Here is a 24,472-nt window from a genome sequence, read left to right on the forward strand (position 1 = left end):
GACGGCATCAGCGTGCTCAGAATGGACGATCATGAAGATCTTCACAGGCAACCGGAGAGTCCGAAATGAAGCTTACGCCAGTTGGAATTGACATTGCAAAGGCCGTCTTTCAGGTCCACTACGTGGATGGAGAAACCGGCGAGATTGTGAACAAGCCGATCAAACGGGCAAAGTTCCTTGAGTATTTTGCGAACCGTGCACCCTGCCTGATCGGTATGGAAGCGTGTGGTGGTGCGCAGCACTGGGCACGAGCGCTGACGAGGATGGGACACCAGGTAAGACTAATCCCTGCGGAGTTTGCCAAGGCGTTCAACATCCGAAACAAGAACGATGCGGCGGACGCACGGGCGATCTGGCTGGCCGTGCAGCAACCTGGCAGGCCGGTCGCGGTCAAGACAGAAGCACAGCAGGCGGTGCTGGCGCTGCACCGGATGCGGCAGCAGTTGGTTAAGTTCCGGACGATGCAGATCAACAGTCTGCGTGGCTTGCTGACCGAATACGGCGAAGTGATGGGCAAGAACCGCTCGGCATTGGACAAAGCAATACCAGTCGTGCTGGCAAGGGTCGCAGAGCGTCTGCCGGCGGTCCTGATAGATACGCTGCGCGAACAGTGGAACGGCTTGACTAAGCTGGATGAGCAGATTGCTGAAATCGAGCGGCGGTTACGTCAGTGGATGAAGGAAGACCAAGCGGTTAAAGCGATTATCGCGATTCCGGGTGTCGGCGTACTGACGGCGACAGCGGCGGTTGCGACGATGGGCGATGCGAAAGCCTTCAGATCCGGACGGGAGTTTGCCGCCTGGATTGGACTTGTGCCGAAGCAGACGGGCTCGGGTGGCAAGGTAAGCCTGCTGGGTATCAGCAAACGCGGAGATACGTATCTCCGCACGCTGCTGATTCACGGCGCGCGCAGCGTGCTGCATCACGCGAAGGAACCGGGTCCATGGGTCGAGCAGATCAGCAAACGACGGCCAGTGAATGTGGTGATCGTGGCGCTCGCCAACAAGATGGCGAGAATGATCTGGGCGATCCTGGCGCATGAGCGGCAGTACCAGAAAGGATACGTCAGCGCGAAGCCAGCATAACCAGCGCTTAGCGCTACGAAGGAGATTAACCTTTACACAGGGTGATAGTCGAAAGGTTGCGTAGGAAATCGTATGCGATGACACCCATTAGCGGGTTCGTGTCAAGCGAGCAAGCAAAACCCACGGCTGTCAGCAGCCGGGTTCGATGCCTGATTGCAGTAGCTGAGCGCGCCCGTTTCTTCAATTCCTGGCTTGCGACGGATCGCGCCAGACACCCATCAGGATCAAGCGATCGGCGTACTGCGGTTGCCTGTCGCCCTGGTGGCTGCGCCACCCCAGAAGAACTTTGGTACCGCAATGCGTCCATGGGGTTCGCACAAGTGCAAGGGCTGCCGGGTTGTCGGCGCCAATCCACAGCTGGCTCGCATTGCGGGCGATCCGCTTTTACTGCATATCGGGGACGGCGGCACAGCATCCTATTCAAACCAAAGTGGTTGAATACCAGTCATCACATGAGGCTTGCGGCCGCCGTCGTTAGCTCTACGTAAAGCAGCGCGTTATATCGAATGGCTTGTGCTCCTTCAGCATGTGGAAGCATGCGCGGGCGAGCTTGTGCGCCAAAGCTTTGCGCGCCAGGATGGTATTGGTCTTGACCTTCTTTCGCTCGTAGAATCGTTTGGCCTCAGCGCAATAGCGCAGCGCGAAGTTGGCCGCTTCGATGAACGCCCAGGACAGATACGGGTTGCCATTCTTTGTATTGCCTTCGCCTTTCTTCTTGCCGTTGCTCATGTGCTGGCTGTCGACGCAGCGCGCATAGGAAGCAAAGGTGCCGGCGCTGGCGAACCGCTCAATAGTGCCCACCTCCAGCAGAATGACGGTTGCAAGAGTCTGACCTATGCCCGGCACCGTCGTCAGCAACGTGTAGTCAGGGTTCGGTGCGACTTTTTCGTGAAGACGTTTTTCCAGGAGGTCGATCTGCGTGCAAAGCGTTGTTATGACCGCGACGTTGGCCTGAACCGCGAGTGCGATGTCGTCTGGCAGGTGCATTTGTTTGATGGTTTCTCCGTCCAGTCGCTTGACCTGGTTGCTCGTGATTCGCTTGCCGAACTGGCGTGCCGTAATGTTCTCGACCGCGAGGATGTGGCTGGTGCGACTTCGTACGAGTTGCATCCGTTTCCTTGCAAGATCACGAACGGCACGCTGTTGTGGCGGCAGGATGGTCCCTGTCGGAAGTATCCCCAGCCGCAGCAGGTGAGCCAGGTAACGCGCATCGGTCTCATCGCCGCTGTGTTTGAGTCCATCGTATTTCTTGATAGCCGTCGTATTGGCGAGATGCACTTTGAAGCCCGCTTCCTGCAACCCGTCGACAAGCCAGTACCAGTTGAAGGTGGATTCGACCACGACGCCGGCCAGCTCCGCTCGCCATGGTGAAAGAAACGCAAGGATTTTTGGCAAGTCGTTAGGCATGCGCTTTTCCGCGACCACCCGGTCCGCCTCATCGGTCACAGTCACGACGCTGTTATTCGAATGCAGGTCAATTCCGCTATATTTCATCACAGCCTCCCTTCGGTTAAAGCAGTTGGCAAACTCACTTTAACCCCGCCGCCTCCATGACGACGGTGGGAGGCCCGCTAGATGATTTTCAAGCCAGGTAGGACCGGGACTCGTTAAACCTGAATATGCATAGGAGCTTTGAGCTCGTGAGACGAATGAGGTGCGAGTCAGCGGATTTCATAGTGGCCCGCAGCGGTCGTATCCGCTGTAACAAGGCCGAATATAGATTTGCAGCCCATCCTGTCTGTCAGAACACACGAAAACTCGCGCAAACGGGACGCGTTCATATAGATGCATATGATCAGGAAAGGCCAGATGAAGGACAACGGCGTTACCCGAACCGCTGCTGCCCAGTTCTATTCGTTGGTAGCATAAGGATTCCTTGCCGTCGCGGAATTTTCTCGCCTCGCTGAACTTATCGCGACACAACCTTCCCCGATAGGGTCGTCGGATCGGCCTGCGCATCGACATTTTCTTGGCTTGCTCGGCGTTCACTCGCGTTACGGCCTGCACACTCGCGCTGTCACCAATTCGTGACACGCATAACCGAAGGCTTCAGCCACTTCGTTACCTCCATAGCTGCTCCGGTTGCTTCCGGCTGGAGCGGTTGCCGGGTGGGACTTGCACCCACTGGAAAGCGCCACCTTTTCACGGCGCACACCCGGAGCAGTCTTTCGACGCCATGTCGTGCGAACGGCAGTTTTGATCTGCTAACCGCCATACAGCCGAGGCTTGTTCAACCGTGGTCGGCCCAGCTACGAAGGGCGGCAGGCGGTCAGCAAGGCGAGCGCTTCCCGGAGCAAGACCACTGATGCGCTGACGTCCGACTCCGCCCCGTCCGGCGGCGAGGACTTCCCCAGCTTAGGGCGGGTTAGGGGTGGGGCATCGTCACCCAAGAACGCTTGCATGCTCAAAAAATGTGCAAATCTTTGCCCGCTCCACTTTTGGAATATCCTAGAATTGACTTACCCGATGCGGGGCGGCATATACGCTCCGGGAAAGAGTACCAGGCTAGCGTTTAGGTGGAGGTGACCTCATGGCAATCGCGCTAATCACTGGAGCCAGCCGGGGCATTGGTGCGGCTATTGCGGCGGTTCTGGCCGAACGCGGATACAAGGTGGTCGTCAACCATCGCGCCAGCGCATCCCAGGCCGAGGACGTGGTCGCGACTATCGTCGCAGCCGGTGGAGAAGCCGTGGCGATTAAAGCCGACGTCACCGAACCTAACGATGTCGCGACCATGGTCGATGAAATCAAGCAGCGGTGGGGTGAAGTCGACGTTCTCGTGCACAACGCGTTGACGCCGTATGACGTTACCTCGTTCGCCAACCTGAACTGGGAGCAACTCGGCGGCAAGCTGAATACTGAGCTGCGGGCCGCCTTCCTGACAACGAAGGCTGTTGTGCCAGGAATGATTTCTCGTGGCCATGGGCGGCTGATCTATATGAGTACCCTGCTGTCGCGTCATCCGCGTGATGGAATGATTGCGCTGGGCACCGCTAAGGCCGCCCTGGACCAGTTCGTGCGGTACGTCGCTTTGGAACTGGCACCGCACGGCATCACCGCCAACCTCGTCGCACCGACCACCGTGGAAGGCGCTACTTCGACGGGGCTAGTCTCGCCCGAACGGCTGGAGGCGCTCGCGGCGTCGATACCGATGCGACGGCTCGCCCGTCCCGACGAGGTGGCCAACACGGTGGCGTTCCTGGCAAGTGACGCTTCGGGTTTCACCACCGGCCACTACATTCCGGTGAGTGGGGGCTTTGGAATGGAGTGAACACAACGAGCACGCGAATCGTCCGAGATTCGGAGAGCAGTATTTTGCCAATGCGATTGATTGACCTGACAGAGGTGTTAATTGCCAATGCACTCGATTGACCTGACTTATATGGGGAGTGGTACTCACGAAGAGCTGATCGCGCATGTGGCCGATCAAGAGGGATATTTCGAAGACGAAGGTGTCCACGTCGCCCTCCGCGACGGAGCCGCGTGGAAGATTGAACGCGTGCGCGCCGGCGTAACCATCGGTCTGGGCCGGACTCTATTGTCGCGGCTGACCGACGGCATCCAATGGACGGCCCTCGCGGTCAACACCCATCGTCCGCTCTTTTGGTTCCTTGGCGCTAACGGGGTGCAATCCATGGACGATCTTCGAGGGCGCCGACTGGCGATCCACGGGGCTCGCACCGCCCCCGGGGTTTTCGGGCGGATCGTGCTGCGCAAGCACGGGTTGGACCCCGATCGCGACCTGGAATGCGTGGAACGAATCCCGGGTGACTACCAGATGGACCTGCGACGTCTTCGCGACGGCTCGATTGACGCGGCCTACGTGGGCAGCACGTTAGCGCCCGAACAGGTCGCCAACGAGGAGGGTTTTTCGGTGTTGTGCTGGGTGGGTGACCACTTTCAGATCCCCACCGTGGGACTCGTCGTGGACCCTGCGCGCATCTCACTCGACGATCCGGCCCTGCAGGCGCTGGTGCGGGCCAACAAGCGGGCGCTCAAGACGATCGCCGAACAACCCAGTCTCGCGGTCAAATACATCACTTCGATGTTGGGCCGACTGACCAGCGAGGAAGCGGAGCAACACTACGAGCGGTACGTCCGCCCGTATTTCAATTCCGACGGTCGGGTGGACCTCAAAGTCGCCCAGCAGGGGGTCGCCGCGGTCGCCACCGAACTTGGCATCCCAGTGGGAACCGCTGACCAGATGTATCTCCCGGCCTTGTAAGCGGGCCGCGGTGTGGCGTCATATCTCTTCTGCATGGCCGTTTACAGGGTGAAGCCGACCCGTGAACGTCCGACTGACGACGCACATGAACGGCGGTTTGTGGCCGAAGGCACTTGCATCACCTGGTGAGCTAGAAATGCCGGTATTCCCGTTCAATTTCATAGGCGGGAGGCTTGAGGCGCACACTAGAAAACACTGTATCGGAATCGGAGTCCTCAATGAACAGCGTACAAATCGAGCAGAAGAATTATGAGATGCCCCCGCGAGAGGGGATCAGCATCGCGCATTTTCTCACCGTCGCCGACATCGAGCGATCGGCCCGATACTACGAAAAGGTCTTCGGCGCTCGTATTCTGAGCCTCGGTGACGGCAACGCGCCGGGGTACCTTCAGCTTGCGAATATCTGGATGATTCTGAACGTTGGAGGCGGGCCGACCCCGGATAAGCCGACGGTAACGCTCAGCGTCCCCGACCCGAATCACATCAACAACTTTTTGAATTTCCGCGTTGCAGATATTCAAGCGTGCTATGAATTATGGAAAAGTCGAGGAGCGGAGTTCATCACGGAGCCGATCCCCAAGTACGGCGAGACGCGCTGCTACATCCGCGATCCTGATGGATATATTATCGAGGTCGGACAGAGCACCGACCTGGTCTACGGTTGACGCTCGGCCCGGATTGGATGCCTTAAACGTTTACGGATGCCCGGTTAGTGCTAGTGTTGTGCGTCATAAATAATGCAACTTAATTGCGATTTGCGAGTCTCCTTTACTTGGAGGGAGAACTCATGAGAATCGCGGCGAAAGTTGAGCTGAGTGAAGCACAGCGCGAACAGTTAGAGACATGGGCTAAAGGTCGGAGGGTCCCGGTTCGACTGGCCGAGCGTGCCAAGATGATTTTGCTCGCGGCGCAGGGCAAGACGGACAAAGAGATCGGTGCGGACCTTGCTATCTGGCGAGGCACGGTGGCACGCTGGCGCGCTCGCTTTATAGCTGACGGTGTGACCGGAATCGAGGGGGATGAGACGCGACCCGGGCGCAAGCCGAAGATCTCCGCCCGCAAGGTCAAGAGCATCGTGACGCTGACGACGCAGCAGCGTCCGGATAACGCGACGCATTGGAGTACGCGCAGCATGGCGGCGGTGGCCGGCGTCAGTGCCGCGAGCGTGCGGCGCATCTGGCAAGCGCACGGCCTCAAGCCGCATCGGGTAGAGAGCTTCAAGGTATCGAACGACAAGCACTTCGTCGAGAAACTCGAGGACATCGTTGGGCTGTATCTCGATCCCCCGGAGCACGCATTGGTCTTGTGCTGCGATGAGAAGAGCCAGATCCAGGCGCTTGACCGGACCCAGCCGGGATTGCCGCTCAAGCGTGGTCGCTGTCAAACGATGACACACGATTACAAGCGCCATGGTGTGACGACGCTGTTTGCCGCGATGAACACGCTCGACGGGAGTGTCATTGGCCAGTGCCAGACAAAACATCGTCACCAGGAGTGGCTGAGCTTCTTGCGCAAGATCGATCGCAACACGCCCAAGGGCAAGGAACTGCATTTGATCGCTGACAACTATGCAACTCATAAGCATCCCGAGGTAAAGGCGTGGCTTGCCAAGCATCCGCGATTCCACATGCATTTCACGCCCACCAGTGCCTCCTGGCTCAACATGGTCGAGCGCTTCTTTCGTGACTTGTCAGAGAACCAGTTGCGACGTGCGGTCTTCCGCTCGGTACCTGAATTGATCTCCACCATCGAACAGTACGTGGAGAAGCACAATCATCATCCGAAACCGTTCATCTGGACGGCAAAGGCTTCCGACATCCTGGCCAAAGTCACGCGTGCCAGGTCCAAGCTGAATAAGATGCAATCCGTTTGACGCAGACCACTAGCTGATTGGCGCGAAGCGCTCCGGCCCTCAACTGCCGAATCGCGAGCCTGAGCGGTCCGACCGCGGCGCACTGACTGTTGCACCGTCCGAAGCAGAGGCGGCGCCTTGCGCTCTCCGATTGTAGCTAAGCTGACGAGCCTGAATACGCCTCACGCAGCCGGCATGCCGGAAAGCGGACAGATCGAATGTCGCCTGAGGGTCGCGTGGGGCCGATCGCCGTCGGGCAGAAGCGGTCCGTCACTGCCAACCGGGGAGCATCCGTTCTTGGCCGGTCAGCGACCGCTCGCTGACCGGCCTGACAACCTATACCTCCGTCTGCTCGGCGATTTCGAGCGCATCATCTACCTCGATGCCGAGGTATCGCACTGTACTTTCGAGCCTATTGACTGCAGTCAATAGGCTCGACTATCTCCCGCGCGGAACTATGTCCCGTGGCGCACGAGACTAACGGGACGACATCAGCCCGCCGTGCGCGGTGCGGGACATAGCGTGACCTACAGGCCCTTCAAGAACGCCAGCAATCGGTCATCTGGTCGATATCTTCCCGGCGTACCTGTTGGGGGCGTGGTTCTATCCAGAACCTCCTGCTTCAACGTCAGGTTGGCGTCCAGGTAGACCTGTGTGGTTTCCACCGATTCGTGACCGAGCCACAGTGCGATTACCGAGGGGTCGACGCCTTCTTGCAGCAGATCCATCGCTGTCGTGTGCCTTCAATGTCTCCAACGACATTGTCGACACTATGTGCCCTTCCTGACTATGTCTTGTAAATGAACAATAACCCGTATTTCGTGCGTGAACCCGTGTTGTGAGATAGAGATAGTCTTGATTCCTTCCATCAGTCCCGACGTCCGGGAAGGAGTCTGGATACCGTCAAGCAGCATGTCCGGTTTACCGACAATCATCTTGGCCGGTCGGTCGGGATGATTGTCGCTGCGTCAGGTGATCATGGTTGTCGCTCCGCTCGGATTGTCCGTGGGTAATTGACGGCGACGCTCTTTCTGGTTGTTGCTAGCGGTGCGGCGCCGATAGCTTTCAACATTCAACTCGAAGATCGTCGAGTGATGGACGAGCCGATCAATGGCGGCCACCGTCATGCCGGGGTCGGGGAAGACGTCATTCCACCCCGAGAACGGTTGATTGGCCGTTATCAGAAGACTCTTCCGCTCATACCTCTCAGCGATCAGCTCGAACAGCACGCTGGTTTCGGCCTGGTCCTTCCTCACATACGACAGATCGTCCAGGATGATCAGGTCGAACCGGTCGAGTTTGGCGAGCGCCGAAGGCAATTGCAGACTTTGGCGTGCGACCTGGAGTTTCTGCACGATTTCACCGGTACGCGTGAACAGCACCCGATATCCGGCATCGATTAGCGCGTGTCCGATGGCGCTTCCAAGGTGACTTTTGCCCCCGCCAGGCGGCCCGAACAGCAGAATCGTGGCACCTTTCTCGAGCCACGAATCACCGGTGGCCAGCGCCATCACATGCGCCTTCGATACCATGGGGACAACGCCGAAGTCGAAGGTGGCGAGCGTCTTGGTCGGATCCAGATGTGACTCGGTACGATGGCGTTCGATTCTTCGATTGGCCCGCCCGGCAAGCTCATGTTCGAGCAGCGCACCAAGCAAGCGGGACGCCTGCCAGCCTTCCTTGTCCGAGCGTTCAGCGAAGTCGGACCACAAGCGGCCGATCGTTGGCAGACGCAACTCATTGAGCATCAGTGCCATACGGCCAGCATCGTAAGCGGAGGCATTCATACGAGCACCTCCTCATCGAGCAACGTGTCATAAAGCGCAGCGGACGGCATCTCGACCACCACCACAGGACACTCGGCCTGGCGCGGTGCGAACTCATCGAACAGCGCCTTCAGATCAGGCAGTTCACCGAGATCAAGCAATGCATCGAGCCGCTCGGCCAGTTGCGCCTCGACCCCGTGGTTCCCGGCCAACTCAAGCAGCCCCACCATGGTTTTGCAGGCGCTGCGCGGAGTCAGTGCCTGATCCAGTCGCTCCCAGGTCCGGCGGTAGGCTTCGCGTGGAAACAGATCGTCACGAAACGCGAGACCCCTGAACGCCTGCGGCTTACGCTTGAGCGCGTCGATGAAGTGCCGGTAGTCGATGCCGCGGCCGCGCCGCTTGCTCGTGTGCGTGGCTCTCGTCGTGCTATGCACGAGCGCGCCGGATAGATAGCAATCGAGCCGGTCGCTATACACGCGTACCTTCAGTCGATGGCCGATCAACCGTGACGGCGCGCTGTAGAGGACGCAGCGCACGCTGAACGTGCCGCAGCGGGTCACGCGCGCCTCTTCCTCATCGAAGTCAGTGGTCCGGTGCTCAGGCAGATCCAGCAGGTATTCGCGTTCGACCTGGAACGCCGCAGCATTGCGCCGGTTCCGCCGCATCACGACGCCGCGCACGAACTCATCGTAGGCCGCCCGATCGGCGAAGTCGCGATGACCGCGCAGTTCCATGGCCTGATCGACCTGATCCTTCAGGTAGCGATGTGAGGATTCGACACTGCCGTTCTCATGATTATGGGCTCGAGCCCATAAGGCAGAGGTTTTTTTGGTTGGCGGTCGCGGCAACCAGCGCATCGCCATGTCGTCGGACCTGATCCGCGACCGGTAATCAAAAAAACGTTTGTGCTAAACCGCTCCGCAGGCGGTGGCCGCTATGGGCATTGAATGACCGCCGCGGTAATTTGTGATGTCTTGCAGGGGTGATCAGACACGGACTTCCGGCGAGAGTGGGAAGCATCACGTGTAAAGGAAGCGGGAATGTGCGCGTGAAGCGGCAAATCACCCGCCATTCTGGAGTACGCTGGTGCGCCAGCAGATCGAAGGCACGAGTGCAGCCGCGTTGGCCTCGTCAGGAAAGGCGAACGTGTACGGAAACAGGTGCGGTGGCAACTAGCGCGCATGGGTGGGACCTGGCGGGGCTCGTGGAAGGCTGCCGGGCATGTCTTCGATGCGGAGCATGTGTCCCTTGCCACATACGGGGCAGTCGCGCAGTGACTTGCCGGTGAGTCGCTGGTAGCGGTCACGGTAGTCTTCCCCGGGCTCGGCTGCGGCAGCAGCGGGAGCCTCGACACCGAGCAGCTGCCTGCAGGTGGCGAGCTTGTCGGCACGGTGGCAGTTGGCGAGCCACCCGTAGCTGCGAATGCGCTTGAAGCCGTCAGGCAGCACATGCAGCAGGAAGCGACGGATGAACTCGTCGGCCGTGAGCGTCATGGTCCTTTGTCTGGACTCGTGCCGGTAGTCCTTCCAGCAGAACTGCACGGTGTGCCCGTCGAAGGCGAGCAGCCGGTTGTTGGAGATGGCGACGCGGTGGGTGTAGCGGCCCAGGTAATCGAGCACGTGTTCGGCACCGCCAAAGGGTGGTTTGGCGTAGACCACCCACTCCGCCCGTGCCGCGGGTGCAAGCCAGGCTGCGAATTCGACGGGATCGCTCAGGGATTCGAACTGACCGTGCAGGCGCAGCCCGCCGGCGTCGTAAGCGCGGCGCAGCTGTTGGAGAAACAGGCGGCGAAAGAGCCGTGACAGGACCCGCACGGAAAGGAAGAAGCCGGGACGGCAGGCGATCCAGCGCTCGCCGTCCGGGGAGATGCCGCCGCCCGGCACAACGCAATGCACATGAGGGTGATGCTGCAGATTCTGTCCCCACGTATGCAGGATCGTGAGGAAGCCGATCTCGGCGCCCAGGTGCTTCGGATCGGCGGCGATCGTGCGCAACGTTTCGGCGCTGGCGCGGAACAGCAGATCGTAGAGCGTCCTCCTGTTCTGGAACGCGAGAGCGGCGATGGTTTCGGGAAGCGTGAAGACGACATGGAAATACTCGGTCGAGGGGAGGAGTTCCGCATGCCGGCGTTCGAGCCATTGCGCGCGGGCGAGTGACTGGCATTTCGGACAGTGCCGGTTACGACACGAGTCGTAACTGATGCGCTGATGGCCGCATGCATCGCACTGCTCGAGATGGGCACCAAGCGCTGCGGTACGACACAGCTCGATGGCACTCATCACGCGTCGCTGCACACGACTGAGCCCCTCGGCATGGGATAGCCGGAAACTGGGCCCACACTGGCGGAAAATGTCCGCCACTTCGAGCGCCGGCCGCATGACTGCGCTCAGAAGTACTCGGGCGCAGGTGGCGGGGATGGAATGGGTGCAGGGTGCGGTAGCAGATCGAAGGGACTGGTGGTGGCGCACACGGTGCTGGTGGCCACCTTCAGGTAACGGCACGTTGTCGATAGGGACCTATGGCCCATCAGCAGCTGGATCCGGCGCACGTCAGTACCGGCTTCCAGCAGATGCGTGGCGAACGCGTGCCGCAAAGAATGGGGTGTCACGGGTTTGGCGATGCCGCTGCGCTTGCGCGCAAGCTCGCATGCGTCGCCCACGGCATGGCGGGTGATGGGCCGCCCCGGAATGCTGCCTGGAAAGAGCCATTCCTTCGGATGGGCGTCCTGCCAGTACAGCCTCAGGATGTCGAGTAGCCTCGGGGAGAGCATTACATAGCGATCCTTACGGTTCTTCCCCTGGTTCACACGGATAACCATGCGCTTGCTGTCGATATCGGTGACCTTCAGATGCACGACTTCCGACACCCGCAGTCCGGCGGCGTACGCGGTCATCAGGATGGTGCGGTGCTTGAGACTGGCGACCGACTCGAAGAAGGTGGTGATCTCCTCCAGGCTGAGGACGACCGGCAGTCGGAACGGCTTCCTCGGCAAGGGAAAATCCTCGTCGCTCCAGTCGCGCTTAAGCGTCACACGGTAGAGAAACCGGAGTGCGCCGATCGTTGGGCCGAGGCTGCCGGGTGCCAGCTTGCGCTCTTCCCGGAGATAGATGAGCCAGGCCCGGATCTCGTCGGGGCCCAGCAGTTCGGGCGAACGGTGAAAGTGACGGGCGTAACTGGATACCTGAATCAGATAGGACTTCTGTGTGTTCTCGGCGAGATTACGGATCTCCATGTCGTGCAACATGCGTTGGCGCAGCGGCGTCATGACTAACCTCCTGGAAGCAGTGGTGGAGCCCGGTTGGGCATCCACATACTGCTCCTGGAGGTATCTGCGTCCCCTCGTTGGGATCCTGCGTCAGCTCACCGCGACAATGAACGTCAGCCATCAGCTCTCGCACTCCTCCCACTACCGCGTCAGCGGTTTAGTACAATCATGAGTATGGTGTGGTAAAAAAAATGTGCTGGTCGATAACCAACGAGGCCAAGGCAGCGTCTTTGCGGAAATCGAACAGCACATATTATTCGGCTACAGGGTGCGGAGGAAGGCCATCAGGTCGGGCTGATCACGCCATTGTTTTTGTACTTCGGCATTGCCTTGCACTTCGCATGTCGCCAGCGCCCGCGCCTTTGTTTCCAGGTTGATCTCGGCATAGATGTTGGTCGTCTCCAACGACACGTGCCCAAGCCAGCCGCGTATCGTATTGATGTCGACACCGGCCTGCAGTAGTAGCGAAGCGGTTGTATGCCGAATCACATGTGGGTGCACATTCTTGCCGGCGAGTGACGGCGCGCTGGCTGCAGCACGAATAGCGCAGCGCTTCACCAGAGCATGAATGCCGGAGCGCGTCATCGTCTGGTGGAACCGGTTGAGGAACACAGGTTCGGCGGCGGCCCTGCCTTCAGTCTGTGAGCGCAACGCCTCGATTGTGGATTTCCAGAGCGGGCAGCGGCGATGTTTGCGTTCATGCAAATATTTGCATGATCGGAACTATGACGAACTCGGGAATATGCGCAGCTCCGCGCCAGGGACGTCCGTTTGGCGCCTTGTAAAGGGTGTTTGGTCACGGGTACCGGTAGTGGACTGCGCATAATAAAAGTGCTTTCCTCAGGAGGCAGGTCGACAAGTTCGGCTTTTTGAGGAGGGGTATCATGAACAGCGACTTCGCGTTACCGCAGCGGACCCGGGCATGGTTGACGGACGGCGTGCTCAAACCCAGCTATCAAGCCTATTCGACGTATTTGATTGGGCGCGGATATTCGTCGTGGAGCGTCCGGAAGTATTTGTGCTGCGTCGCGCACTTTGCTTATTGGCTGCGCAAGCGACGCATCAAACTCAGTCAGATTGACGAAGCGCTGATCCGCTATTTTCTGGATGAACACCTGCCTCAGTGCGACTGCCCATTGCGCACGCCAAGAAGCAGGAACCATATCGGGTCGGCCTTAAAGCATCTGCTTGTCGTGCTGCGCCAGAGGGCGGACATACGCCATCAGCCCGACTTCACACCCCGTCTGATACGGGAGGAGATCAGGGAATTTGACGCACACCTTGACCAGGTCTGCGGGCTGGCCGCATCTACGAGAAGGTTGCGTACACGCATCGTACGGACGTTCCTGTCGGAGCGATTCGGTGCATCGAGAATCACTATGGCACAGGTCAAACCGGAACATGTTCATCGATTTGTAGTCAGCCACCTCGAAGGATGCAAGCCGAGCACCGGCAAAGTCCTTGGGAGTGCACTACGGAGCTACTTGCATTTCCGAGGAATGCACGGAGATCACGTCCGGTGCCTTATTGCCGCGATTCCACAAATCGCCCAGTGGCGGTTCGCATCGTTACCAGACTCGCTATGTGAGGCGGAGCTGGAACGGTTTCTTAACGCATTCGATCGCAAATCCGCGATCGGCCGCAGAGACTACGCAATGGCCCGGTGTATGGTCGACCTGGGACTACGCGCCGGCGAAGTCGCTTCGCTACAGCTGGACGACCTGAACTGGCACGACGGGACGTTGCGGTTATCAGCAGGCAAGGCGCGGCGAACAGATGTGCTTCCGTTGCCGCCCCGGACCGGGCGCGCAATTGCTCAATACCTGACTGACGGGCGCCCGGTCTCCGATAGCCGGGCGGTATTTCTGCGGCATCGCGCTCCACTTACCGAACCCGTCGGCTCGAGCGTCGTTCGCAATACCGTCCGTGCCGCTCATGCGCGATGCGGCAGCGATCCACGCTGCAGGGGAACCCATGTATTGCGGCACAGCGTAGGCAGTCGGCTGATTAACGCTGGAGTCCCTATGAAGGAAATCGCCGATATCCTTCGACACCGCAGCCTCGATACTACCGCGATTTACACCACGGTCGATATCAGGAGCCTTGCCAAGGTCGCGCTGCCCTGGCCGGGGAGCGAATCATGAAACGTTCAGTGAGAATGCTATCGCTCGCCGAGGACTACCTTGCGTCAAGACGCCGCCTTGGTTTTGACCTGCGGTGTACGGGACGCCGGCTTCTTGATTTTGCCTGCTTTGCCGACCGGATCGGCCACCAGGGGCCGCTCACCGTAAAACTGGCAGCGTCCTGGGCTCGATCTGCATCAAGTCAGGTGCCCTTTACCTGGGCGCGTCGGATTGAGATCGTTCGCCCGTTCGCAAGGTATCTCCAGCAATTTGACCCTGCCACCGAAGTTCCTCCGCTTTATCTTTTCGGCCGAGCCCATCGCCGTTTGACACCGCACATCTATGCCGATGAGGAGATCCGGGAACTGCTGGCCGCTGCTTCGACGTTGCCCTCGAAGGAGAAACTGCGGCCCGTGACCTACTCAACCCTGTTCGGGCTGATCGCGGCCACCGGACTGCGGATTTCTGAGGCGCTTAACCTGAGGCGCGCAGACGTCGACCTCGATCAAGGCCTGCTGATGATTCGGGTAACGAAGTATCGTAAGTCCCGCGTCGTTCCACTTCATCAAACGGTCGTGCGAGCACTTGCACACTATGTAGAGCTGCGGGATCGCGATTGGCCCATCACGCTAAGCGATCACTTCTTCATCGTGCACGGAAGCAGCATGAAGATCAGTACCGTTGAGGAGGTCTTCAGTTCCTTGCGTTCGCAGTTGGGATGGGTCGCCCGTGGTGATCATCCGGCTCCACGCATCCACAATCTGAGGCACTCGTTTATCTGCCGAAGGGTGTTGCTCTGGTACCAGCAAGGGGTGGACGTCGACAACGCAATGATCATGCTTTCGACTTACGTAGGGCATGCCAAGGTGACCGACACCTACTGGTATCTAACGGGCATCCCGGAACTGATGGCAATTGCGGCTCAGCGCTTCGAGCACTTTACAGAAGGAGTCTGTCATGTCTAAAAGGCAAAGCCATTGTTCGTCGTCGAACTTCGCCGCGCTGCTACAGGAATTCTTCGTTGAGCGGCTAATGCAACAACGGGCAGTCAGCCCGCAGACGATAGCCAGTTATCGGGATACCTTTCGACTATTCCTTCAGTTTGCTCAGGCGCGTCTGCATAAGTCGCCTGTCGAGCTGGCGTTAGCAGACATCAACGTGGATCTGGTGCTGGCCTTCCTTCGTCATCTGGAGGACAACCGGCATAATTGCGCGCGCACCCGGAATTCGCGGCTTGTTGCCATCCGTTCATTTCTGAAGTACGCAGCCCTCAAGGATATTTCTTCGCTGGCTGTTATCCAAAGCACTCTAGCTATCCCAATGAAGCGCTTCGACAGGCCGCTCATCGGCCACCTGTCGCGTGACGAGATCGAGGCACTACTCGCCGCACCCGACCCCAACACCTGGTGCGGGCAGCGGGACCGGGTACTGTTTGCAACGCTATACAATACTGGCGCACGCGTTTCCGAACTGATCGGTCTGCGGGTGGGTGACGTCGTTCTGGATAAGGCGCCCTGTGCACATATCCACGGCAAAGGCCGGAAACAGCGCACCGTACCGTTGTGGCGCTCAACCGCGAGCCAAATCAGAAGCTGGTTGCCGCGGATCCGGTCATCGCCTGATCAGATTCTGTTTCCGAATCGCTCGGGGAACCCGATGACGCGATCCAACGTTACGGATCGGCTCAAACTCGCAGCGCGGACAGCCACCAGGCAATGCCCTCAACTATCAAGCCATCCCATTTCACCGCATGTCATCCGGCACTCGACTGGGACTCATCTGCTGCAATCGGGCGTTGACCTGAGTGTCATTGCACTGTGGCTTGGACACGAAAGCCCAGCGACTACTCACATGTACGTCGAGGCCGACCTCGCGATGAAGGAGCGTGCGCTCAATACTTTGCAACCACCTCACAGCAGAATCGCGCGATATCGACCGCCCGATCGCTTGATGCAGTTCCTGGAAAGCTTGTAATTATGCGCAGTTCACACCACGGATCCGCCATCCACAGCCCATCGCAGAAGAACGAATTGGCGTCTGTGGCGCGGAACTGCGCATATTCCCGAGATCGTCATAGTTGTTCTCATGCAAATATTTGCATGATCGGAAGCTGCGATCGATTCCCCTGTGGGACGCCACCGTCGCCGAGATTCGCAGTTGGTTGCGATCGAATCCAATAATGCGCGGCGAAGCCGCCTTGCTGCCCAACCGGGATGGGCAGGCGATGTCGCGCTCCAACGTCGCGCAACGCCTGGATCTTGCCGTGAGCCGCGCGAGTGTGGAGCAACCCAGCCTCCTCAAGAAGCGCGTTTCACCGCACATCTTGAGACATACGACCGCGATGCACCTGTTGCAAGCGGGCGTTCCATTCAACGTAATCGCCTTGTGGCTCGGTCACGAGAGCCCGATGACAACCCATCGCTACGTCGAGGCTGACCTCGCGATGAAGGAGAAAGCGCTCGGTCGGCTGGAGGCGCCCGATGCCAGGATTCGCCGGTATCAGGCACCCGACGCGTTGATTCGATTCCTGCGGACGCTGTAACTATGCGAAGGTGTCGCCAGCCTCAACCGCACCCCTCAAGGGGCTGGCATCGCCCGCGATGACCATCTGCGCATAGTCGCGACCTGAGCATAGGGGTCGACCTGAGCCAGTTGCGTAGAGCCGATCACCATCCGGCAGGCATCGGCCCAGACCGTGTCAAAACGCGTGGCCGCCGGGAATTTGACCAGGCGCTGTCTCGGCGGAGATCGCGGCTTATCGATTGCGGCATCCTAAACGTCAATTCAGCGCCGAACATGTTGCAAGGACCGTCTGCCGCGCGAGGTTTCACGCCCGCATTGCCTTCATAACCGTATCTGAGCCGAGTAGCTTGATTACCCGCTTCATGTTGTAAGCGAGCACGTGCAAGCTCATCTCCGTGCTCACCCGCTCGATAGTGCGCGTCAGGAAATGAGTCGCTCCCATCCAGGCCTTGATCGTGCCGAAGGGATGCTCGACGGTCTGTCGTCGGATACGCATCATGTCCGGGGCGAGATCAAGCCGGACCTGCATCTCTTCGAGCAATCCTTCGTGCTCCCAACGCGTTACCCGTCGTTCGGTGCTTGGGGTGCATTTATCTTTCAATGAGCACTGTTGGCACTGCGAGCTCCAGTAGCGATCTAACTTCAGGTCACGTTCAGTTGTCCTGTAGCGCCATATGAGACGCTCGCCCGCCGGACATCGATACTCGTTCTTCTCAGCGTCGTAGATAAAATCTTCTTTGCCCAAGCGGCCGTCGAACGTCGCGCCCGAGGTCTTCGTCTTGGGAACAAACGCCGTGATTCCGGCCTCGTGGCATGCGAGTATCTCCTCGCTCTTGTAATAGCCTTTGTCTGCAACTGCCGTGAGTTTCTCGACACCCATTTCCTTACGCGCGAGCTTGGCCATCGACGTAAGTTGGTCACGATCAATGCCGTTGTTGGTGACCTCGTGCGCGACAATCAGATGGTGCTTTGCATCGACCGCTACCTGGACGTTGTAGCCGACGACGCCTGTACCTCGCGTCTTCATCGAACGCGCGTCCGGGTCCGTGAGCGACACTTGCTTGTCCGGCGCTGCGTCGAGTTGAACTTCGACTTGCTTGAGGATTTGCATCTGCTCCTTGAGAGCCGCAATCTTGTCTTGCAGCCGTTCTGTCTTTGCCTTCGCGATCGTCGGCTCCTGGCGATCGGCGGTGTCCATCTGCACAAGATAACGGCTGATGCTTGCCTCGATATCCCGCATTCGCCGTTCTAGTTTTGCGTTGGTGAAGTTGCGGTCGCGATGGTTCACTGCCTTAAACTTGCTGCCATCGATTGCAACGAGCGCTTCGGAGAACAGGTCCAGGCGTTGGCATAGCATGACGAACTGACGGCAGACGCTGCGGATCGCTTTGCCGTTGTCTTTGCGGAACCGCGCAATGGTCTTGAAGTCCGGTGCCAAGCGGCCGGTGAGCCACATCAATTCAATGTTGCGTTGGGCCTCGCGCTCAAGGCGACGACTGGATTGAATACGGTTCAGGTAACCGTAGATATAGATCTTAAGCATCACCTCCGGGTGATATGAAGGTCGGCCGGTAAGTGCTGGTTCGACGCCCTCAAACCCAAGCTTCTGAAGATCAAGTTCATCTACAAAGACATCGACTACGCGCACGGGGTTCGTGTCCGTCACGTAGTCGTCGAGCGCTTCGGGAAGAAGAAAGCTTTGCGTACGATTGTCGCCTTGAACGAACCGCTTCATCTCGCGCACCCTCCGCTATCGGACGAGATATTTTAGCAATTCAAAAAGGTGTTTTGACACACTCTGGGCCAATTGCTGCCATTCGCTTATTGCGTAATGCCGTCATTCGAGCGACTGGTCCACTCCGAAACCTGCCGGAAGCCAAATGCTAGATATCGGTCATTGCCGCCGCTTTTTCAACGCGACTTTCATGGCCGCCCCCCCCGCGCAGGCTCAAACCTGTAACCCTGACTTGCGCCGCTGGTGGACAGACCTCATGGAACGTTCGCCAGCGAACAGACGACCGTAACGATGCTTGCTCAACTTGGGTCATTTCATTCGATGCGGTCTGCCTGGATCTGCGACGGGCGTGTCCAACTCGCCAGCGCAGTGACTGATCAGCAGCAGGTCCACGTTCCGTATCGCTCTCAGACTCGCTGGGAAAATCGAACGTGTACGCATTCCTCTGACCTCCTGAATGGAGAGGTGCCGCCATGAAGTCATTTACCGTTGCTGTCCTGGTGCTGGCGCTCGCAGGATGCGCCGCAGACCAGAGCACGTCAAACAATGCGTCGTCGTCCCGCACTGGCAGCTGTAAGGTCACGTCGGATGATGAGATTGCAGCGTTGTTTGATCGATGGAATCAGTCGCTGCAAACCGGGGATCCACACAAGGTAGTCGCCAACTATGCGGAGCGGTCAATTCTTCTTCCGACGGTATCTAACAAGCCGCGCTTGACGGTTGCTGAGAAGGAGGACTATTTTCGTCATTTTCTACAAGATCGCCCCTCCGGCAAGATTGATTTCCACTACATCGAACTGGGGTGCAATTCGGCCGTGGACGCTGGGCTTTACACTTTCACCTTCGCAAGAACTGGGGTGGTTGTTAAGGCCCGTTATACCTATACCTATCGTTGGGATGGGGCGCAATGGCTAATTACAAGTCATCACTCATCGGCCATGCCAGAGAAGGAGTGACAGAGGTACAGGCTTCTGTTGCTGCGAATAGTCGACCCGCCAACGCCCGTATTTGAATGTCGGCAATGGTCGATGAAGCTCAAGCGTCGCAGACCTTAAAGGCCTGGCGGGTTGGCCGCACCGAGTTGTATCATCAATCCGAGTGTATCCATGATGATGCGGGTCTCCTTCATCCTGCCTTCCTGAACGCGATCGATAACCATACCCCAGACGCGTACCGGGCGCCCGGTGGCGGGCACGCCGAGGAACTCTCTACTGTGCGTGCCCGTCCATTCGAAGCGCATCAGTACCCTGTCTGCGTCACAAAGTTGCTCGTCAACGGGCCAATGCATATCCGGGAACGTGGCCCGCATATTCCGCAAGACATCCTCGAAGCCTTCGAGACCGGGGCCTTGGCCAGGCAATGGGACCCGCTCTACCATGTCCTCCCCAGAAAAAGTTGCCAGTGGCGTCGATACGCATCCGGTTCAGAACCTCCTCTATAAATCCGCGAACGATACCGCTGATCTCACGCATGGGATGAACTCTTGACGGGGGGTGAACGATAAACGGGCCAGCAATGACCGGAACGCGGCGACCCCTGAATGCGCTTACTGAGCGCTAACAGAAAAACCGGGGAGGCGGACGAACGCCGCTGAAAGAATGTCCGTTGTTACCGTGGGAAGCCCCCCGCGTCAGAATACTTGTCGTCCCGATAGAATCGATGAACCGGGGGCGATGATGAGAAAACGAATTGGCAAAATACGGACAAGCATTCAAGGACAGAGCGGTTGCGCGGTTGCTGCCGCCGGAGAGCGCGGCGTTGGAAGACGTTGCACGTGAGGTTGGCGTGGGCGTGGGGACGCTGGAGCGCTGGCGCAGTGATGCGCTGTCCAGACCCGCTCGCGAGCGGGCCTGGACAGCGGCGGCCCGATTCGACGCCGTGCTGACGACCGCTGCGATGGATGAGGCTGCCAGGAGCGCATGGTGCCGCGCCAACGGTGTGTACCCGCACGAGCTGGCTTCCTGGCGGCAAAGCGCCACGCAGGCGCTGGCCGAGTCTGAGGAGGCGCGTGCCAGCCCGCAGCAGACCCAGCAGGACCGGCGTCGCATCAAGGAACTCGAGCGCGAGTTGCGGCGCAAGGACCGTGCGTTGGCTGAGACGGCCGCGCTGCTGGTCCTGTCAAAAAAAGTCGCGGCGATCTTCAGCACGGGCGAGGACGAATGATCGGCCTCGAAGATCGCCAGTCGCTGGCTCATGATATCCACATCGCACACAAGGCCGGCGCACGGCTGCGCCTGGCCTGCGAGACGGCCGGCATCGACGTGCGCACGCTGCAGCGCTGGAATGCCGGCGTGGGCCTCGTATCGGGCGATGGCAGGCCCCATGCGGTACGCCCGCAACCGGCGCATGCGCTGAGCGCCGCCGAGCGTGCCGAGGTGCTGCGCGTGGCCAACGAGCCGCGCTTCGCCGATATGCCTCCTGCGCGCATCGTGCCCATGCTCGCTGATGAGGGCGTGTACGTCGCCAGCGAATCCACCTTCGCCCGTGTGCTGCGCGAGCACGGGCAAACCACACATCGCGGCCGGGCCAAAGCACCCAGGGCGGGTCGACCGCCGACCACGCACATCGCTGGCGCAGCACGGCAAGTCTGGTGCTGGGATATGACCTATTTACCCGCTGAGGTCGTCGGTCAATGGTTTTACCTGTACCTGATCCTCGATCTGTACAGCCGCAAGATCGTCGGATGGGAGGTGCACGAGCGCGACGATGCCAGCCATGCGGCCCATCTGGTGCGGCGCACAGCGCTGGCCGAGGGCATCGCCACTCTGGCGGACAAGCCGGTGCTGCACGGAGACAACGGCTCCACGCTCAAGGCCACGACCGTGCTGGCCATGCTTCACTGGCTTGGCGTGAAGCCTTCGTACTCGCGCCCACGCGTCAGCGACGACAACGCCTTTGCCGAGGCGCTGTTCCGCACGGCCAAGTACCGCCCGGAGTTCCCCAACACGGGCTTCGCCGATCTCAATGCTGCACGCGACTGGGCAAGCGACTTCGTGCATTGGTACAACTTCGACCACCGTCACAGCAGCATCCGCTACGTCAGCCCGGCGCAGCGCCATGACGGCAACGATCACGTGATCCTGGCGGCTCGTCACGAGGTGTATGTCCAGGCACGGGAACGCAACCCGGCACGCTGGTCACGCTGCACGCGCGACTGGACGCCAATCGGCGCCGTCACCCTCAATCCGGAGCGCGAGTCAGTCGTCACGATGGCCTCGCACGCCACACTTAAACAGCCTTTGGCTGCATGACTGAGGCGACAAGTACCTTGACACGCGCCGGAAGCCGTTAGCACGGAGGCGGGTCGACAGGCGGAAGCGGGGCGAGAGTACGCATTCGCCGTCCGGGAGACCGGTAATTCGCGACCGCCGACCTGCGAATGTCAGGAGAGCGACCGCTAGCCGCCTGACCAATGCCGATACACGAATGACGGTAAAGGCCGATAACTTTCCCTTGATCGCCGGTGTGCAACGACCGCTGCACTCCGATACCCTCCTCTGCGCGCGAATCGGCTTGATCGCTTTCGTTGACTTTTCCTGCCCCATGCTCTCCTCTCGTTCTTGGCATAGAGGTCTCAGGAGCAAGACACTCAGCGTTCAGGGCACCAGCAGAGTTCCCTGGACGCCAGCGAGTCCGATGTCAGTCTCCCCTCCCTTATAATTCCCGAATCGATAGTGATTTCACCGGCGGAGAGTCCCACTTCATGAGTCAGCCACATGGGCGATATTCGGGATCTCGAGACAAGGGTCCGCGTCAATCGCGCCAAACTTCGAAAACGACATCCCACCGACAGAACAAGCCGTACGTAAAAACGCCGCCCGCGCGAGACCCGGCCCAGACCGCGTCCATTTTCAAAACGCGTTCGTTCAAGTGGCTGGTCGATGCCGTGGGCGCAGAGAATATCGCACTGGGACTCGATTCGAACCTGACACGCGTGGACGAGTTGATCAACGGCGAGAGATTCACACCCGAGACGGCCTTCCACATTGAAACGACGCTCGGGCTACCCGATGGATTTTTCGATCAGCCCAACCCCGCTCTCACGTCCGAGACCCTCAGTCGTCTGAGGGCGCCGCTCGACTTTATCCACGCGAATGCCGAACCGGAACCGGTGGATGGGCAGGCATTGGAACCGGCTCCCGCAATACCTGCTAATCACCACCCTACTCCCACTGACCGTTTGCCCAGGGAATCAGAAATGTCAAAGAGAACCGCCGGCGGCTCGCCACAGGCCGTCGCACAGAGCAAACCTGCTGCGGCAAAGACTGCCCGGGTTCCCTCGTCGAAACCGGCATCAGCGAAAGCCAAAGCATCCATGAAGTCGGGGGCCCAGCAATCCCTGCCACTGAACGGCATCGCGGCTCTGCAAAACATCCGTCGCGCCAACCTGCACATCCTCACCTCCCGTAAAGGCTCGAAGGTGCGACTCAGCGCGGTGATGGGTATCAGCGCCTCCAACCTGGACAATCGTCTGTATGGACAGAAGCGCATGGACGACGCCGAAGCCAACCGTTTCACTGAGCGCCTTGGGCTGCCAACTGCGTGGCTGGACGTTCCGCGTTCAGTCACGGACATTCCTGAGCCGGTGACGGCCCTGCTCGATCCACAGTCGGGTCGACCTGCACCTGATCAGCGGGAACTGCCAGACGCGGCGGAGCCGGAAGCGGTGGTGGCAAGAAAGTCTGCGGGCAGAAAGGCAAAAGCCGCGAGCGATCGACACGCTCAATTGTCCGAGGCGGATCACACCCGCGACGCCGCCATGACGAAGGCAGTCGTGGAACAACAGGATCCGGTACTTCCGGCTGCTTCCGATCTGGCACTCCGGCAAACTGTTGACAACGATGTCCCCCCGTCCGCCTCCCACCAGCAGGCTGCGACGGCGCCTGTCACAGAGGTCATTGAGGAGCCACGCCGTACTGCTCCCGTCACCAGCCTGGACGATCTCATAGGAATCCAGCCGATCGCAGAGGCGCTGATCAAGACACTTGCGGGTAAAGCACGAACTGGTCGTCTGGACGAAATGAAAGCGCTGGAACTATTGCGACAGATCGTCTCGCTCTGAGCTGAACGGCGGTTGACTAGAATTTCGCGGCGGCCATGCCGCCAGGGGAACGACCACCTTTTCAACGGCGTGCGATGAAGCAGAAGTCGCATCGTTCCGGAAGTAAACGGCGCGCCACTCTGGCGGCCATTCGCGCAACGACCCGGTCTCATCGGTGCTCCCGACTGGCGGACAACACAAGCTGATTGATGTGAGCACCTGATCCCGGCGACACCGACACCTGAACGGAATGCAGCATCCCGGAGGGCGGGGAGACTGCGCCGGTCGAAGGCCGGCGATATGGCTACGCGCATCACGATGAGAGAGATTTCATTCACACTGAGGGCCGCCGCGCATGGCCGCTCGCGCGCTGCAGGCCATGCCGACTTAGCCCCAACTGTCGACCCAGCCGCGCGCCCATGCTGTAGCGTGCGCCAGCGCCAGGCACAGCGAATGCGCCTAACTTGCAGGTGACTACAACCCTGCCCTCATAAGGCGCGAATCGACGCATTCGGAGAACGAAATGGCACAGTCAACGACCAGCAGCGCGACACCCGAAGAGCCCTCATCCTCTACGGACCGGAAAGACAAAAAGTCATCCGAGGAATGTGTGTCGGACGAGGACGCCCAACGGGCGCTGGACGGCGGCGACAACAGAAAAATTGACGAGGCGTTGGACCAGCTCGACGTCTCTACAACCGCCTCCGGCAAGGATCAGACAGCGGAACCTGACACGGAGGGGTCTAATTCATCGAGCAAAGACCTTGACCACCAGGACGATTAGCGCTCACCCCAGCCCGCAGTCGCCCAAAAAATGGAGTTGGCAGGACCAGCCGCACGTCGGTGTCATTTGACTA

21 protein-coding genes and 3 pseudogenes are annotated in these 24,472 nt (G+C 59.4%); 14 read left to right on the top strand and 10 right to left on the bottom strand.

Annotated features, from left to right (window positions below):
* Nucleotides 1-65: 65 nt before the first annotated feature.
* On the top strand, nucleotides 66-1,085 hold the full coding sequence (locus HF916_RS04695; RefSeq protein ID WP_168787984.1) for an IS110 family transposase: 1,020 nt from the start codon (nucleotides 66-68) through the stop codon (nucleotides 1,083-1,085).
* A 480-nt stretch (nucleotides 1,086-1,565) separates the two neighbouring features.
* Here HF916_RS04695 and HF916_RS04700 read toward each other — a convergent pair whose 3' ends face one another.
* Nucleotides 1,566-2,579, bottom strand: coding sequence for an IS110 family transposase (locus HF916_RS04700; RefSeq protein WP_206001709.1), 1,014 nt, complete (start codon nucleotides 2,577-2,579; stop codon nucleotides 1,566-1,568).
* Between the two features lie 291 nt (nucleotides 2,580-2,870).
* On the opposite strand from HF916_RS04700, the pseudogene HF916_RS49770 reads away from it, so the two are divergent.
* The 5 genes and pseudogenes from HF916_RS49770 to HF916_RS04720 form a co-directional block, all read left to right on the top strand.
* Nucleotides 2,871-2,954, top strand: a pseudogene (locus HF916_RS49770) (IS6 family transposase); the annotation flags it as partial.
* Between the two features lie 661 nt (nucleotides 2,955-3,615).
* On the top strand, nucleotides 3,616-4,356 hold the full coding sequence (locus HF916_RS04705) for an SDR family NAD(P)-dependent oxidoreductase (RefSeq protein ID WP_007588886.1): 741 nt from the start codon (nucleotides 3,616-3,618) through the stop codon (nucleotides 4,354-4,356).
* An 87-nt stretch (nucleotides 4,357-4,443) separates the two neighbouring features.
* The gene (locus tag HF916_RS04710; protein ID WP_168787986.1) at nucleotides 4,444-5,310 is read left to right on the top strand and encodes an ABC transporter substrate-binding protein; all 867 of its coding nucleotides are present in this window, start codon (nucleotides 4,444-4,446) and stop codon (nucleotides 5,308-5,310) included.
* A 218-nt stretch (nucleotides 5,311-5,528) separates the two neighbouring features.
* Nucleotides 5,529-5,975 carry a VOC family protein gene (locus HF916_RS04715; RefSeq protein WP_168787987.1) on the top strand — a complete coding sequence of 149 codons (447 nt, stop codon included), beginning with the start codon at nucleotides 5,529-5,531 and terminating at the stop codon, nucleotides 5,973-5,975.
* Between the two features lie 122 nt (nucleotides 5,976-6,097).
* A complete protein-coding gene (locus HF916_RS04720; RefSeq protein WP_137957868.1) occupies nucleotides 6,098-7,183 on the top strand; it encodes an IS630 family transposase in 1,086 nt (361 codons plus the stop codon).
* A gap of 315 nt (nucleotides 7,184-7,498) precedes the next feature.
* On the opposite strand, the pseudogene HF916_RS50390 reads toward HF916_RS04720, so the two are convergent.
* The 7 genes and pseudogenes from HF916_RS50390 to HF916_RS04755 form a co-directional block, all read right to left on the bottom strand.
* Nucleotides 7,499-7,576 (bottom strand): annotated as a pseudogene (locus HF916_RS50390) (integrase); the annotation flags it as partial.
* Between the two features lie 113 nt (nucleotides 7,577-7,689).
* A complete protein-coding gene (locus HF916_RS04730; protein ID WP_168787988.1) occupies nucleotides 7,690-7,890 on the bottom strand; it encodes an integrase in 201 nt (66 codons plus the stop codon).
* A gap of 240 nt (nucleotides 7,891-8,130) precedes the next feature.
* Complete coding sequence (istB, locus tag HF916_RS04735) at nucleotides 8,131-8,949, bottom strand: IS21-like element helper ATPase IstB (RefSeq protein WP_168787989.1); 819 nt, start codon at nucleotides 8,947-8,949, stop codon at nucleotides 8,131-8,133.
* Nucleotides 8,946-9,734, bottom strand: a pseudogene (locus tag HF916_RS04740) (Mu transposase domain-containing protein); the annotation flags it as partial. The pseudogene HF916_RS04740 and the gene istB, both read right to left, overlap by 4 nt.
* 366 nt (nucleotides 9,735-10,100) lie before the next feature.
* Nucleotides 10,101-11,306, bottom strand: a complete 1,206-nt coding sequence (locus HF916_RS04745; protein WP_168787612.1) for an IS91 family transposase — start codon at nucleotides 11,304-11,306, stop codon at nucleotides 10,101-10,103.
* Between the two features lie 8 nt (nucleotides 11,307-11,314).
* Entirely contained in the window at nucleotides 11,315-12,193 is an 879-nt protein-coding gene (locus HF916_RS04750) for a tyrosine-type recombinase/integrase (protein ID WP_168787613.1), read from the bottom strand.
* 261 nt (nucleotides 12,194-12,454) lie between these two features.
* Nucleotides 12,455-12,898 carry a tyrosine-type recombinase/integrase gene (locus HF916_RS04755; protein WP_168787990.1) on the bottom strand — a complete coding sequence of 148 codons (444 nt, stop codon included), beginning with the start codon at nucleotides 12,896-12,898 and terminating at the stop codon, nucleotides 12,455-12,457.
* Between the two features lie 179 nt (nucleotides 12,899-13,077).
* Between HF916_RS04755 and HF916_RS04760 the strand changes: the two genes are divergently transcribed.
* The 4 genes from HF916_RS04760 to HF916_RS04775 all read left to right on the top strand — a co-directional run bounded on the left by HF916_RS04760 (nucleotide 13,078) and on the right by HF916_RS04775 (nucleotide 16,858).
* Nucleotides 13,078-14,337 (top strand): site-specific integrase, encoded by a 1,260-nt coding sequence (locus HF916_RS04760; protein ID WP_168787991.1) that lies wholly within the window; start codon nucleotides 13,078-13,080, stop codon nucleotides 14,335-14,337.
* On the top strand, nucleotides 14,334-15,281 hold the full coding sequence (locus tag HF916_RS04765) for a tyrosine-type recombinase/integrase (RefSeq protein ID WP_168787992.1): 948 nt from the start codon (nucleotides 14,334-14,336) through the stop codon (nucleotides 15,279-15,281). Before HF916_RS04760 ends, HF916_RS04765 begins: the two co-directional genes overlap by 4 nt.
* Nucleotides 15,274-16,290, top strand: coding sequence for a site-specific integrase (locus HF916_RS04770; RefSeq protein ID WP_168787993.1), 1,017 nt, complete (start codon nucleotides 15,274-15,276; stop codon nucleotides 16,288-16,290). Before HF916_RS04765 ends, HF916_RS04770 begins: the two co-directional genes overlap by 8 nt.
* A gap of 187 nt (nucleotides 16,291-16,477) precedes the next feature.
* A complete protein-coding gene (locus tag HF916_RS04775; protein WP_240975362.1) occupies nucleotides 16,478-16,858 on the top strand; it encodes a tyrosine-type recombinase/integrase in 381 nt (126 codons plus the stop codon).
* A gap of 285 nt (nucleotides 16,859-17,143) precedes the next feature.
* Here the strand turns inward: HF916_RS04775 and HF916_RS04780 are convergent, their stop codons facing one another.
* Nucleotides 17,144-18,574: an IS1182 family transposase gene (locus tag HF916_RS04780; RefSeq protein WP_168787994.1), complete on the bottom strand. Its 1,431-nt coding sequence runs from the start codon at nucleotides 18,572-18,574 to the stop codon at nucleotides 17,144-17,146.
* 473 nt (nucleotides 18,575-19,047) lie between these two features.
* On the opposite strand from HF916_RS04780, the gene HF916_RS04785 reads away from it, so the two are divergent.
* Nucleotides 19,048-19,530 carry a DUF4440 domain-containing protein gene (locus tag HF916_RS04785; RefSeq protein WP_168787995.1) on the top strand — a complete coding sequence of 161 codons (483 nt, stop codon included), beginning with the start codon at nucleotides 19,048-19,050 and terminating at the stop codon, nucleotides 19,528-19,530.
* Nucleotides 19,531-19,625: 95 nt separating this feature from the next.
* Here HF916_RS04785 and HF916_RS51930 read toward each other — a convergent pair whose 3' ends face one another.
* Nucleotides 19,626-19,952: an ester cyclase gene (locus HF916_RS51930; protein ID WP_168787996.1), complete on the bottom strand. Its 327-nt coding sequence runs from the start codon at nucleotides 19,950-19,952 to the stop codon at nucleotides 19,626-19,628.
* Between the two features lie 311 nt (nucleotides 19,953-20,263).
* On the opposite strand from HF916_RS51930, the gene HF916_RS04795 reads away from it, so the two are divergent.
* From HF916_RS04795 to HF916_RS04805, 3 genes are all read left to right on the top strand, one after another.
* A protein-coding gene (locus HF916_RS04795) for an IS3 family transposase (protein WP_168787406.1) occupies nucleotides 20,264-21,825 on the top strand; the annotation gives its coding sequence in 2 pieces (ribosomal slippage) (nucleotides 20,264-20,702 and nucleotides 20,702-21,825; 1,563 coding nt in all).
* Between the two features lie 452 nt (nucleotides 21,826-22,277).
* The gene (locus HF916_RS04800) at nucleotides 22,278-23,636 is read left to right on the top strand and encodes a hypothetical protein (protein ID WP_168787997.1); all 1,359 of its coding nucleotides are present in this window, start codon (nucleotides 22,278-22,280) and stop codon (nucleotides 23,634-23,636) included.
* Nucleotides 23,637-24,138: 502 nt separating this feature from the next.
* Nucleotides 24,139-24,399: a hypothetical protein gene (locus tag HF916_RS04805; RefSeq protein WP_168787322.1), complete on the top strand. Its 261-nt coding sequence runs from the start codon at nucleotides 24,139-24,141 to the stop codon at nucleotides 24,397-24,399.
* Nucleotides 24,400-24,472: the final 73 nt, after the last annotated feature.

The organism is Paraburkholderia aromaticivorans, from assembly GCF_012689525.1.
GTDB classification, from domain to species: domain Bacteria; phylum Pseudomonadota; class Gammaproteobacteria; order Burkholderiales; family Burkholderiaceae; genus Paraburkholderia; species Paraburkholderia aromaticivorans_A.

Excerpts from the sequence above, each read along its gene's own strand:
- HF916_RS04730 (WP_168787988.1), bottom strand. The coding sequence starts at position 7,890 with ATGGATCTGCTGCAAGAAGGCGTCGACCCCTCGGTAATCGCACTGTGG.
- HF916_RS04710 (WP_168787986.1), top strand. The coding sequence starts at position 4,444 with ATGCACTCGATTGACCTGACTTATATGGGGAGTGGTACTCACGAAGAG.
- HF916_RS04785 (WP_168787995.1), top strand. The coding sequence starts at position 19,048 with ATGAAGTCATTTACCGTTGCTGTCCTGGTGCTGGCGCTCGCAGGATGC.
- HF916_RS04715 (WP_168787987.1), top strand. The coding sequence starts at position 5,529 with ATGAACAGCGTACAAATCGAGCAGAAGAATTATGAGATGCCCCCGCGA.
- HF916_RS04800 (WP_168787997.1), top strand. The coding sequence starts at position 22,278 with ATGAGTCAGCCACATGGGCGATATTCGGGATCTCGAGACAAGGGTCCG.
- HF916_RS51930 (WP_168787996.1), bottom strand. The coding sequence starts at position 19,952 with ATGGTAGAGCGGGTCCCATTGCCTGGCCAAGGCCCCGGTCTCGAAGGC.
- HF916_RS04760 (WP_168787991.1), top strand. The coding sequence starts at position 13,078 with ATGAACAGCGACTTCGCGTTACCGCAGCGGACCCGGGCATGGTTGACG.
- HF916_RS04700 (WP_206001709.1), bottom strand. The coding sequence starts at position 2,579 with ATGAAATATAGCGGAATTGACCTGCATTCGAATAACAGCGTCGTGACT.
- HF916_RS04695 (WP_168787984.1), top strand. The coding sequence starts at position 66 with ATGAAGCTTACGCCAGTTGGAATTGACATTGCAAAGGCCGTCTTTCAG.
- HF916_RS04780 (WP_168787994.1), bottom strand. The coding sequence starts at position 18,574 with ATGAAGCGGTTCGTTCAAGGCGACAATCGTACGCAAAGCTTTCTTCTT.
- HF916_RS04745 (WP_168787612.1), bottom strand. The coding sequence starts at position 11,306 with ATGCGGCCGGCGCTCGAAGTGGCGGACATTTTCCGCCAGTGTGGGCCC.
- HF916_RS04770 (WP_168787993.1), top strand. The coding sequence starts at position 15,274 with ATGTCTAAAAGGCAAAGCCATTGTTCGTCGTCGAACTTCGCCGCGCTG.
- HF916_RS04750 (WP_168787613.1), bottom strand. The coding sequence starts at position 12,193 with ATGACGCCGCTGCGCCAACGCATGTTGCACGACATGGAGATCCGTAAT.
- HF916_RS04720 (WP_137957868.1), top strand. The coding sequence starts at position 6,098 with ATGAGAATCGCGGCGAAAGTTGAGCTGAGTGAAGCACAGCGCGAACAG.
- HF916_RS04765 (WP_168787992.1), top strand. The coding sequence starts at position 14,334 with ATGAAACGTTCAGTGAGAATGCTATCGCTCGCCGAGGACTACCTTGCG.
- HF916_RS04805 (WP_168787322.1), top strand. The coding sequence starts at position 24,139 with ATGGCACAGTCAACGACCAGCAGCGCGACACCCGAAGAGCCCTCATCC.
- istB (WP_168787989.1), bottom strand. The coding sequence starts at position 8,949 with ATGAATGCCTCCGCTTACGATGCTGGCCGTATGGCACTGATGCTCAAT.
- HF916_RS04705 (WP_007588886.1), top strand. The coding sequence starts at position 3,616 with ATGGCAATCGCGCTAATCACTGGAGCCAGCCGGGGCATTGGTGCGGCT.